Genomic DNA, 12,568 nt, shown 5'->3' on the forward strand with positions numbered 1-12,568 from the left:
AAAAGAATTGAATATTTTTTACCTCAAGGCAAATAACAAGTTACTACCCGTAAAACAGTAAAAACTGCCTGAGTCTGCAAAATAATTACACATTTATGCCAGTTTTCTTCACGCCAAAACATGTTACATTTTTACGGCCGTACCGGATACCGCCACCATCAGCATCCCTTCACGGATGACTTCATAATCGAGATCGATACCGACTATGGCGTCGCCGCCTATACCTCGCGCCTCGACTATCATCTCGTCAATAGCGATTTTGCGGGCTCTTTGCAATTCCTTTTCATAAGTTCCCGACCGTCCGCCGACGATATCGGTAATCGAGGCGAATAAGTCTTTGAAAACGTTGGCGCCCATAATAGCTTCCCCGGTGACAACGCCCAGGTATTCCCGGATTTCCTTGCCCTGAATTGTTGGGGTTGTAGTGATAATCATTTTTATTCTCCTAATCTTTATCGATAATTCCGCGGCCCAGAAGGAATCCCGCGACCGCGCCGATAATACCGTAAATTAAAAAATCTATTACGATTTCAAAAAGCAGCCAGTTGGATAGATTGAGGACAATTTGTCTTTTAATAATCCACACCGGCGATGAAGCGACCCAAATTATAAGTCCTGATTTTATTCCTACTCGCCAATCCGGCTCATCGAGAAATTTCAGCAACAGAGCTGACAGGTAGGCGATTGCCACACCCACGATCAAATTTAATACTAAATAGTAAAATCCGACGAGATGGGTAGAGTCGCGGACAATATCGGGATTGGCCAGATAAAATCTGTCAAATATCAGAAATGCCGCAGTTCCCTGAAAGATATGGCACAAAACTCCGGCAGCCGCACCCGCCAGTATGATTCGTTTGACCGGCATGGATTGAAAATACTAATCTTAGGCGCAAATTCCAAAAATTTACTTTGAAATACGGGGAAAATTGTTTAGAGTCCAAAAGTTAATAAACGGATGACATAATGACTTTTTTGGAAATATTAATGATAGCTATAGCCCTGGCAATGGATGCCTTTACCGTTGCCATGGCCATCGGTCTGCACCTTTCAGTCAGGGGCAATATTCATCCCCGACAATATTTTCGGCTTGGATTTCATTTTGGACTGTTTCAGTTTTTCATGCCGATTTTAGGCTGGCTGGCCGGATCGACAATCAGTTCATACATAAAAGCGTTTGACCATTGGATTGCCATGATCTTACTGACATATATCGGTGTTAAATTAATTCGCGAGGGCGGCAAATCAGAAGAATACGCCCGGCCCGATCCAACCAAAGGCGTATCGCTGGTCGTTCTTTCGATAGCGACTTCGATTGACGCCCTGGCCATGGGTCTATCTCTGGCGCTTCTTGGAACTACCATTATTTACCCATCTATGATTATTGGTGTTGTGGCGTTGCTCTTTACCCTGGCCGGTTTATCGCTGGGCAATAAAATCGGTCTCAAATGGAGACAAAAAATAGCCTGGTTGGGGGGCTTGATTCTCATTGGCATCGGTCTTAAAATTCTTATCGAGCATATGTTTAGCTAAAATAATATCTATATCGCGAAACAATGGCGTCAGTGACTTGTCCTATTAAATAGCCTTGCTCGAAACAAAGAGCCTTAAAATACCGTAAGTATAACTCAGGTAGACAAAGGCGCATTAGCAAAGCGGATGGAGTGAATAATGTTCAAAAAAATTATAATTATCGCTGTCAGTGTTACTATTCTGGGAGTATCATTGTTCTTTTTAGTCAGGAATGGAAACGCTTCCAAAGAAAATAATTTTAATACCGTGGCGTGCACCAAAGGTGATATCATCGATAAAGCCCTGGCGGTAGGAACGATTGTGCCCCGCGAAGAAATCGCCGTCAAATCCAACATTTCCGGAATCGTCAAGAAGCTGCATGTGGATATCGGCGATGTCGTGAAAATAGGCGATCCTCTTCTTGATATCGCCCCCGACCCGACACCGCTCGAATATGCCGAAACTAAACGCCAGGTTGAAATCAGCGAAGTTACTTACGAAAATTCGAAGCGCGAGCTCGACCGCGTCAAGGCTCTGACGGATAAAAATCTAATCGCCAAACAGGAGTATGAAACGGCCAAGTCAAAATTCGATGAGATGGAGTTGCGGTTGAACCTGGCGCAAGAAAAACTGGCCCTGATTGAAAGCGGTCAGACAAAGATTGCTGGACGCGTCATTGAAAACGTGATTAAATCATCAATTGATGGTACGGTCCTGACCCGAAACGTCAATGTCGGCGATCCGATAGTGCCGTTGACCAGTTTCCAGGCCGGAACCGAATTGATGCTCATGGCCGATATGACCGATTTGATGTTCAAAGGCCGGGTTGATGAAATTGACGTCGGTAAATTGTATGAAGGAATGCCGGTCGAAATAAAAATCGGAGCCCTCCCGGAAGCTAAAGTATTGGGTACGCTGACCAAAGTATCTCCCAAGGCGCATCAGGATCAGGGATCGACGGTTTTTGCCATTGAAATTGTATTAATGGAAGTCGAAAACACGGAACTACGCGCCGGGTATTCGGCCAATGCCGATATTATCATCACCAAAAAAGAAGATATCCTGCTCATCCCGGAAAGGTTAATTAATTTTGCAAACGATACCGCTTATGTTGAAATTCAGGATAGTCTCGGCATGCCCCTTAAAATCGTTCTGGAGGTAGGACTCTCCGATGGAATCAATATTGAAGTTGTTGATGGATTATCCGAAGAACAATTGGTCGTTGAACGACCGCCTAAAGAGATCGAATAACTTTACGGGAGTGAACGCAGATGTTACCGCTGTTATCTATCAAGCAATTTCTTCAGGATTTGCGTAATCAAAAACTGCGTACGCTTATGACCATGTTTGGCATTCTGTGGGGAACGGTATCAATCATTCTCCTTATGGCCTTCGGCACCGGAATGTCCGAATATCATATGCGAAAGGCGCGGGGTTTGGGTGAAAATATCGCTATAATCTGGCCCGGTATCACATCCGAACCCTGGAAAGGCTTGCCCCGGGGCAGAAGAATTCCGTTCACCTCAGAAGATGTCGCCCGTATCAAAGAATCCAATCCGCTTGTAAAACTTATTTCTCCCGAATTTCCGGCCCATAACGTGATGCTAAAATCGCATCGCAATAATATGCGGGCCCAGGTTATTGGCGTCTGGCCGGAATTCCATGAAATGCGGAATATCTTCCCTCAAGCCGGAGGTCGCTTCATAAATGATCGGGACGTAAGCGAAAAACGTCGCGTGGTTTTTATCGGAGATGAACTGGCCGAAAAATTGTATCCTGGCGAAGATCCTATCGGACAGACGATGCAGATTCGAGGCACTCCGTTCGTTATCATCGGCGTCATGCAAACCAAAGAACAAAACAGCAGCTACGGCGGACGAGACAAGCGCATGGCCTATATTCCCTCGACGACTTTCCACACTATGTTCTCTCGCCGTTATCCAAATAACATGGTTCTTGAGGCTATTGATGACAAATCAATCGAGGGCGCTGTAAGCGGCGTCTATCGCTATTTGGCGGCCAAATATAATTTCAACCCGGACGACACCGAAGCTCTTTCAGTTTGGGACGTAACCGAAGGATTCAAATTTTTGAATACGTTCTTTCTCGCTTTTCGCCTTTTTTTAGTCGGTACCGGATGCCTGACTTTGATAACCGGTGGTATCGGCGTAACCAACATCATGAATGTCGTTCTTGAAGAACGTACCAAAGAGATTGGCATAAAGATGGCTCTGGGAGCAAAAAAGCGGACGATTATGTCACAGTTTATTTTCGAGACAATTCTCCTGACCGGTTTGGGTGGAGCCATTGGATTTGGAATTGCATACGGCATCGTCACAGCTTTTTCGTTTTTAGATCAAAATTCGGAAGTCATAAAAAACCTCGGCGTACCAACGATGCATACTGCCGAAAATATCGCCGCCGTAAGCATTCTTGGATTAATCGCCTTTTTGGCCGGATTTTTCCCGGCCCGCCGGGCGGCTAATCTGGAACCGGTGAAAGCCCTGAAACTATTTTAGAGACTTATGAAACTATCAATTTTACTAAATGTTTTTATTCGGGATTTCAAAAAACAGCGAAAGCGGATGCTTTTGACGTTGGTTGCTATCCTCTGGGGTACCATGGCGATTATGTTGCTTTTAGCCTACGGCGAAGGCATGCGAACACAGTTTTCCAAAAACCTCAGCGGATTGGGAGAAGGAATTGTCATCCTCTGGGGCGGGCAAACTTCGATTCCTTATCAGGGATACGGCAAAGGCCGCCGCATTTCTTTGTTGCCAGAAGATGTGGATTACCTTACCAGACGTATGCCGGAACTTGATATGGTTGCCGCCGAATATATACGCTGGGGTGCACTCATAAAATATAAAGATAAAATCCTCAATGAACGAATTAACGGTCTTTATCCGGTCTATCAGCATGTTCGCAACTTCATTCCCGAAATGGGCGGGCGCATGATTAATGATCTGGATATGAAATACCGCCGACGAGTCGCCTTTTTGGGCAATGATCTCAAAGATCGATTATTCGGCCCGGAAATCCCCGTGGAAGATGTCGTCGGCGAGACAATATATATTTACACCACTCCTTATACCGTTATCGGGGTGATGAAACCGAAAATTCAAATGAGCTCGTATACGGGCCAGGATGAAGATGTCATCGCTATTCCGGCGACCACTTTCCATACTATCCTTGGTGATCCATGGCTGGATAACATAATCTTTAAGCCCAAAGACGGACTATCATTCAAACAAATTGAAAAAAAACTATTCGAAGTCATGGGCGCCAAATATAAATTCGATCCGGCCGATGACGCCGCGCTGTCAACCTGGGATTTAGTTGAGGAACGCGAAATTACTATGGCTATCTTTATGGGCATTCAGATTTTCCTTGGTTTTATCGGAGCTCTGACTCTTTTGATAGCTTCCGTCGGCGTTGCCAACATAATGTATGTATCTATCAAAGAGCGAACGCGCGAAATCGGCGTCAAAATGGCCATGGGAGCCAAAAAAATCTACATCCTGACTCAGTTTATGATAGAAGCTCTGGGAATTACATTTGTTGGCGGAGGTTTCGGAATGCTCACAGCTTATGTCCTTACCGAACTTTTCAAAATGGCTCCGATCGAATCGGAAGTATTGGATTTTATGGGACGACCAACCGTCTCTTTGGAAATTGGAATAACCGTAACCCTTATTCTGGGATTACTCGGTTTTATTGCCGGATTGTTTCCGGCTATCAAAGCGGCGTCGGTGAATCCGACCGAAGCGCTACGATATGAATAAATATTCAGGCAGGTGATTGTTATGTTAAAAATGAATGGCATAAAAAAAGCGTATCAAACCGGCAAAATTCACTTTGAGGCGTTGCGCGGATTAGACCTGGAAATCAAGGAAAACGAATTTATCGCTATCGTCGGTCCGTCCGGTTCGGGGAAATCAACCCTGATGAATTTGATGGGTTGTCTCGATACTCCAACCGAGGGCGAATATTATTTTGATGGGGAACTCGTTCCTGCCATGTCATCCAATCAACTGGCTGAAATTCGCAACCGCAAAGTCGGATTTGTTTTTCAGGCGTTTAACCTGTTGGCTTATGCGAGCGCATATGAAAACGTCGAACTGCCTCTGCTTTATGCCGGGTTAAACGGCAAAGAACGAAAACAGCGGGTCACACATGTTTTGACCCAGGTCGGCCTGGCCGATAAGATGGCCAACAAGCCGACCGAAATGTCTGGCGGCGAGATGCAGCGAGTGGCTATTGCCAGAGCGTTGGGGAACAACGCCAAGTTGATTTTGGCCGACGAGCCGACCGGAAACCTCGATAGTAAATCAGGCCGGGAAATCGTAAATATTTTCGAAGACCTCTGGAAAAAAGGCCACACGATTATTATAATTACCCACGACACGAGTATCGCCAACCGAACCCAGCGCGTGATAAATCTGAAAGACGGCCTTGTGGATAACGATAAATTAAACGGCAATGGAATTGCCTCGACCAGGGTTGCTTAAGACAATCCTGTCCCAAATAATTTCACTGCCCCGCCCGCCAGCCTCCCCGACGGGCAGTTTTATTATTGTCATTTCTGGCAAAAATTCATATTTTGTGATTGTACGTCATCAGACAATTCGGACACGAGTAGTTAAAATTTGAGACATTGTTTGTCTCATGGCAATGGTTTTTTTGTATTCTCTTTTCCTCTGTTTCATCGTTCGGACTTGTAATCAGATCATTGGCCTTCAGGATGCGATAAACACTCGATTCGGAGATATAATATCCTTGTGTATCAGTGAGATACCAAGCCAATTGACGAGGCGATTTGTCCAGGTGCTCAAGTGCTGTTTCTACCACTTTCTTCTTTACATCCGGTGGAATCGTATTCCAGAATTGCCGATGATGCGGTTTATTTGATCAGGTATGTTTTTAAGTCAGGTCCGGGACTCTGTATAAAGAAATAAGAAATTGTAGACAATCAAAAAGGCCTCGAATTTGAGACCTTTTTTATTTTCTGGAAATCGTAATATGTTAGCTTCCTTTGGTTGGAAAGCGGAAATTATCTATTACTTATGTTTTGCCTGTTGGTATGTAAAATATTATTCCCGGTAGTTAGGGACAATCGGGAGCCGATCCGCCCCTGAAGATGTGATTAATTAAAAATACAGCATCTGCGACATTTATTGTGCCGTCGCAATTGACATCATTATTGGTCATATTCCCGGGAGCAGACCCCCCCCTAAATATATAATTGATTAAAAATACAGCATCCGCGACGTTTAGTTTTGAATCACTGTTGGCATCCCCGGTAATAATTGCCTGCATTCTGGAATTGAGAATCTCTTTCATTACAGTTATAGAATTCAATCGATCCGTTCCCTGTCCAACCGCTATTTTGATAAGAACATACTGGCTGTCGCCGGGCTGCATCGTGACCGGTCCGGTGGTTCCCATCATGCGTCGATCCGCGGGGCTACGATCCAAGTCTCCGGTACCGCTAACCGGATCGCCGGATTGCATATATCTTAAGACTGCTCCATTGTATGTATAGGGATTGCCAATAGGCCATAAACCCAGCATACTATTATAAGTTTCATGCGGATGATCGGGGTCATAAGTTGCAGCCAAATTAAGAAAGGAATATAGGTTCAGGTTTTTAAAACCATTTACTAAATTTCCATTAAAAACAGCCTGATTTCCGGGGGAAGCAACGAGCGGCCCAGTCAGTAATTTAAATCCGATGGCCGGAGAGGAAGACCCGTATCGACTATCGTCATTATCAGCATTGTAGCAGAAAAATATATTGGCCATTGTATCACAGCCGATAAAATCATCACCGGCGCCACCTAAATCCGGATCTACCCACAAAGTGAAAAAGCAATCCTCAATTGTATTTTGACTCTTGTTGTAGATTTTGTACTGAATATAAATAGCCGCGGATTCAAATCCGGTGGTTTCATCAAGAGATGGCTGGGCGACAAATTCAAATGAATCAACCGGCGGATCGTATTTCTCGGTTGTTATGCGGAAGATCGTTCCCTGCTCCGGAACATCCTGGGTAAAGGGTGGTATTTCTCCTCCATCCCAGTTAACCAGAACCGTTCTGGAAAATACTTCGCGACCTACTTCAACATAGTCATTACCGGGAACGGTATCCAAAAGGAGAATTTCATGAGCAAGATAACCGGCTTCACCGGGACTTAAATTTTTTGGCTCGCACCAGTAAACCAGGTCGGTATAAGGATCATCGTCACCGCTCGCAACAGAATGTTCACATTTTCCACTGCAAGTCGAACCTTTTACTCCAAAACTTTCCAGGGCATAAATGAAATCGCCGGTATAAGCATTCGCTGCATCTAATATAAGAGGAATTAGTCTAACATCATCGCTGGTATCGTCCGGAGTATTGATTCCGGTACGCCATAACTCGAAGGGAACCCAAAAAACATCGTTTTCGAATTGATATTGTAGTTCGATAGCCCAGGAACCCCCGATCCCGGGATTGGAATTATCTCCGGTAAAACGCATCTCATAATCATAAATGCTAATTAACTCAAAATTAACAGAATTACTGACAAAAGCATCAAAATTACCAAAAGTACCACCACCAGATGATCCTCCATTGTCAGCCATATGGAAAAGCCATTTGCCTTCGCCAACTTGTTGATTATCGGTTGGTTGCAATGGATCTCCAAACAAATCCAGAGGTACCGGAAATCCCGCCCATTCTGCGGCACCCGCTTCCGGTGGATCTATCGGGCCGTTAGCATTAGCGACAACGGAAAATTCGGCAAATCCCGGTATCAATCCTTTAACCTTTACAACTAATCCTTCGACAGTTTGGCTGGCACTGCCCGAAAAATCGGTTTGATCTAAGAGAAGAGTATCTCCGGTAGTGATATTAATCAGATGCCAGACATTTATAAATTGAGGATGACCTTCTATGATAACTTGATAAGAGTTGCCGGTTATATTATTCGGTTCAACAATCTCAGCATTAACTTGTATTTGTGAATTCCCCAATTGAGTGATAGAAATGTCCGAGTTGTAAATACTAATATCACTTCCTTCCTGGTATGTGCCCCAGATTTGCTGTTGTATTTCTATCCCCAGAGGGAGCGTTCCGCCTGGATCTACATTGACATGCTGGGCGGGATCAGCATCGTTAAATACTGTCCATAAAAATTGATCGCCCAGGATAATAGGCTGATTGGCTGAATTTACCTGAGCGCCCTGATCGGTCGGCCAGTTTGTATAATCATCATTGGGATTACCGCCAAGGCTGTCACGGTGGAGTTTATATACTTTAAATTCCGGCCGGTCCGGTTGAAATGTACCGCCCACCATCGGCCCGGGAACGAATTCAGAGGCATATTCGGTGGCCGCAATTCTTATTTCTCCGTCAACCTTTCCTCCAATCCATAAGCCCGCGGCATAAAGCGGACTTTTGGGCCATAGAGCGTTTGCAATATCATCTATTGATAGATACGGATAGTAAGTACCATTACCATGCCTAAAAAAAACGCCGTCAATATCACGCCCAAAACTCCCATGATTCGTAACTAACATAAATATATAGTTGGCGTGAATATACGATGAGTTATCGACAATCATCGTTGCCCATGGATCATTTATTTTACTCAATTCACCCGGTGGAAGAGCCACAGAAATTTGAGAAAAGAATAATAGTAAAATTCCCCAGATAAGACTTTTCATATATTTATTCATGAAGTACCCCAATCTTTTAGTCTACTAAAATTATCGGAATACAGATAGAAAATACCATTCTGCTATTAAGATAGTACAATATTCCTAAAATTCAATAATTATTTTGAATGAATCTTGAAAAACGGGAGGATTAAAAAAAATAGTGCCTGACAAAAACATTTTGACAGGCACTTATAAATCTGGCAGCGGTACGGGGAATCGAACCTCTGTGGAAGTCCGTTGTCCCAATCAATGTAACCTTTTCATGTAAAAAAACCAGGCATTCAGGAGCAGGGTAGAGGTTAACTCACACAACCCTGATTTTCGTTAAAGTAAGCTGATGGGTTCATTCATACATGATAATAGAGGTGGGGAGAGTCGAATCCCATACTTGCGTTGTGGCACAAGGACTTACACCGTATTGTGACCATATTGTGACCGTTTTTTAGGTCTATTTCAAAAGTAACATCTTCATCGTTTCGATATGACTGCCATCGTGGGGCAGAACAGCCTATAAACCTCTAACAAAGTTGACTTTTGCCATGGTAGGACTAACTTAAAATGTGTGCAACTATTGGGGAAAGGTCACAGGGTCACCCTGCAGTCCCTTCCAGCTCTACTTCTTTTGGTGGTGCGTTGTCGTTGAAGCAAGAGCGAATTATCTTCCAAGAACCATCGGCTTGTCTTTCCTCAATTGACAGATATTTACCATCAATCTTAATTGTCTCACCTCCCGCCTTGGGAGTCATAGAGACTGTGTAATTACCACGGGAAAATGCCAAGTCGCCACCTATCCTAACTTCTTCGTTAGTGATGGTCATCTTAAAGATGAATTGAGGGAATATGCTTTCATATTTTGCCCGTATCTGCTCTTTTCCGATGACCGCAGGGGCGTCTGGTGCCATCTGTATCGCGTCATCAGCCCACAAAGAAATCCAAAGATTCAAATCTCCCGCATTCATACTGGAAGCGTACTGGTCAATATTGTTGTTAATTGCAGAGATATCGGCTTCGACGTCTCCTACTTCGTTCTGTTTCTCGCAGCCTAAAATAACGAAAAGCGGGAGAACCATGAGAATAATGGAAGCTTGCAACACTGATTTTCTCATCTTCTTCCTCCTTTAAATAGTCAAAGTGTACGTCGTCAAATCCTTTTGAACAAATCCAGTCTAAAAATAAAAGACGGTTTTGATAATTTCAAGTTAAAACCACCGCACGATTCGAATGCCTTTCTGCACGGTAGGCTTTGACTGACTACAGTGTGCATCAACTGTACATCTCCAAACGAATTTGGACGAGTTGAGTATTAATAGGAGACGCTTTTTCAAATGGCAAGTCCATTTAGTTAGTGTTTGTAATGTTTGCCGAGAGTGATATGACCGCAAGGTATTATGTTATTCCATGTTATAGGGGGATACGATAGGTTGAGTTCCGCCTAAGTCCTTGCTGCACATAAAGATGGAGGGGGAATCGAAATGCACCATTATCGTAACCTTCAGAGGCACATTAAGTTACGGCACAACTCATTGATTCTCATAGAATTCCAGTTTTTATTTGGTCTTGTTTGTTTGTGTTTGTTTTTATCTGTTTTGATCTTAATTTGGCACAAATCTGGCACAAAAAAGTCTGGAGGTGAACCCACCTTTTATGCTCATAAAAGGCCGTAAGCTGTTGCGATGTTTGTGCCATGATATGCGAATTCTCCTCACCTTAATATAATATCAATTTCGCCTTTTTTTTGCTCAAAGTCACCAAACAAGGCTGTCTGCGAGGGTTTATTTATTGGCCGTCTAATGGTCAACAAGCTTTTTTGGGGAAACGTCTTCCTCAATATTTCTTTTGTAGTCTTAAAGGTAAACTCTCTTGCATCTGTTCGCACATAAATTATAGCGTCTCTTGAAAGCCATTTAGAAGACAGCTCGAATACCCGTAATAATAATTTTCGATAAAATTTTCTATTAGAGTATCTATTTTTACTGGCTGCAAAACTTGATTCTTCCACATAAGGGAATCCTAATAACCATAATCTCAGCCATTGGTCATAATGGTAATTTGTTACACCGCAATATGGGGGCGAGGTTAATAACAGTTTTATTTTACCGGAAATGTTTTTCCCAAAATTATCTTTTAAAAGTCTATTCAGCACAATCCGGCTATCACCCAAGTATGAATAACTTCTTGTTAGCTCCGGTATACCTTTATCATAACGCCAATTGATTCTTTCAATTAAAAAATCAAGTGGATCAATACTTATTGGTTTAAGTTTATTATCCTTCCACCATTTAATTGCATATTGCGGTGCCATTGACTTTGTTTGGCGGAGTTGATTTGAAAGAGATGCACCGAGTTTACCATGTAAATATACCAATATTATTGCTGCAATTGTCTGATCCACCCTTGAACGTCGCCAATTTAAATTGGCTCTTGCGCAAGAAATAAACTTCAATATTTCTTTATCAAAACATATATGAAAAAACTCCGGTAGGTCTTTAATTTTGCGATCGCAATCTTTCGCTAATTTGCCAATCACCTTCAACCGATTAATCACCATATCCTTCTTGGCGGGATTTAATTTCGCCTTTGAATAAATCCAACCGACAGGATTTAACTCCACACCTATACTTATTCTATCATTAACCGCGGCGCTGAATAAAGATGTTCCACGACCAGCAAATGGATCAATGATATATTCGCCGATATCAGTATACTTCCTGATAACCTCGTCGGCGAAATTGGTCGGAAACATAGCATAATACGGGCCTATTCCTTTCCACCTATTTTGTGGATGACAATAATAGCCTTGCGTTTGATTCATCTAATCAATCCCCATTATTGCCTTTGCAAGTTGTTGAAGCACTTTGGTTCCAATATTTAGCGGTATAGCTGCTTGAGCATGTGCAGATACAATTGGAGATAATGCATTTTGATACCTTGAAGATATTAGATTATCAAGCATTGTACATAAAGAGCCAAATTGGGGGTATTTTTCAATATCTGCAGAATCTAAAGTATCTTGATCTTCAGACAAAAAAGGTATTGAGCCGACTATTCTACCGCCTTCTGAAGTTTTATAAAAAAATTTCCTGCCAAAATAAGTATCTGCCCCATATCTCTTTGCCGATTCAGAAAATATAATCCGTGTTTTTATGTATTCATCAGTTAAAAGCATATATGACTGATTGGCAAACAAAGTTTTGCCATCCGAATTCGGTTTATCTATATCTTCAAAAGAGCCTGTAAGGAATTTTGTGTAAATGTAAATAATTGATTATGCTTCGAAATTGAAAACTGAAGCATTTACACAGGAGACCAACATGAGTTCGATTGATCCCGCTCTAATCAAAGAATTACTCAA

General features: G+C 42.8%; 11 protein-coding genes. 5 read left to right on the forward strand and 6 right to left on the reverse strand.

All coding sequences use genetic code 11. The features are described 5' to 3' along the window. Positions 1 to 123: 123 nt before the first annotated feature. Positions 124 to 435 carry a heavy metal-binding domain-containing protein gene (locus V3V99_14395; protein ID MEE9443850.1) on the reverse strand — a complete coding sequence of 104 codons (312 nt, stop codon included), beginning with the start codon at positions 433 to 435 and terminating at the stop codon, positions 124 to 126. Positions 436 to 445: 10 nt separating this feature from the next. Continuing rightward, the gene (locus V3V99_14400; GenBank protein MEE9443851.1) at positions 446 to 868 is read right to left on the reverse strand and encodes a hypothetical protein; all 423 of its coding nucleotides are present in this window, start codon (positions 866 to 868) and stop codon (positions 446 to 448) included. Between the two features lie 98 nt (positions 869 to 966). Here V3V99_14400 and V3V99_14405 point away from each other — a divergent pair, with 98 nt between their 5' ends. The 5 genes from V3V99_14405 to V3V99_14425 all read left to right on the forward strand — a co-directional run bounded on the left by V3V99_14405 (position 967) and on the right by V3V99_14425 (position 6,023). Beyond that, a complete protein-coding gene (locus V3V99_14405; GenBank protein ID MEE9443852.1) occupies positions 967 to 1,533 on the forward strand; it encodes a manganese efflux pump MntP family protein in 567 nt (188 codons plus the stop codon). 138 nt (positions 1,534 to 1,671) lie between these two features. Then, the gene (locus V3V99_14410; GenBank protein ID MEE9443853.1) at positions 1,672 to 2,763 is read left to right on the forward strand and encodes an efflux RND transporter periplasmic adaptor subunit; all 1,092 of its coding nucleotides are present in this window, start codon (positions 1,672 to 1,674) and stop codon (positions 2,761 to 2,763) included. Positions 2,764 to 2,783: 20 nt separating this feature from the next. Further along, complete coding sequence (locus V3V99_14415) at positions 2,784 to 4,031, forward strand: ABC transporter permease (protein MEE9443854.1); 1,248 nt, start codon at positions 2,784 to 2,786, stop codon at positions 4,029 to 4,031. Between the two features lie 6 nt (positions 4,032 to 4,037). After that, entirely contained in the window at positions 4,038 to 5,297 is a 1,260-nt protein-coding gene (locus tag V3V99_14420) for an ABC transporter permease (protein ID MEE9443855.1), read from the forward strand. A 21-nt stretch (positions 5,298 to 5,318) separates the two neighbouring features. Continuing rightward, positions 5,319 to 6,023 carry an ABC transporter ATP-binding protein gene (locus V3V99_14425; GenBank protein ID MEE9443856.1) on the forward strand — a complete coding sequence of 235 codons (705 nt, stop codon included), beginning with the start codon at positions 5,319 to 5,321 and terminating at the stop codon, positions 6,021 to 6,023. 595 nt (positions 6,024 to 6,618) lie between these two features. Here the strand turns inward: V3V99_14425 and V3V99_14430 are convergent. The 4 genes from V3V99_14430 to V3V99_14445 all read right to left on the reverse strand — a co-directional run bounded on the left by V3V99_14430 (position 6,619) and on the right by V3V99_14445 (position 12,403). Further along, positions 6,619 to 9,234 carry a dockerin type I repeat-containing protein gene (locus tag V3V99_14430; GenBank protein ID MEE9443857.1) on the reverse strand — a complete coding sequence of 872 codons (2,616 nt, stop codon included), beginning with the start codon at positions 9,232 to 9,234 and terminating at the stop codon, positions 6,619 to 6,621. Between the two features lie 572 nt (positions 9,235 to 9,806). After that, entirely contained in the window at positions 9,807 to 10,322 is a 516-nt protein-coding gene (locus V3V99_14435; GenBank protein ID MEE9443858.1) for an SgcJ/EcaC family oxidoreductase, read from the reverse strand. Between the two features lie 596 nt (positions 10,323 to 10,918). Further along, complete coding sequence (locus V3V99_14440) at positions 10,919 to 12,028, reverse strand: DNA methyltransferase (protein MEE9443859.1); 1,110 nt, start codon at positions 12,026 to 12,028, stop codon at positions 10,919 to 10,921. Further along, entirely contained in the window at positions 12,029 to 12,403 is a 375-nt protein-coding gene (locus V3V99_14445) for a hypothetical protein (protein ID MEE9443860.1), read from the reverse strand. Positions 12,404 to 12,568 lie beyond the last annotated feature (165 nt).

The sequence above is a fragment of the Candidatus Zixiibacteriota bacterium genome (genome assembly GCA_036480375.1).
GTDB lineage: Bacteria > Zixibacteria > MSB-5A5 > GN15 > JAAZOE01 > JAZGGI01.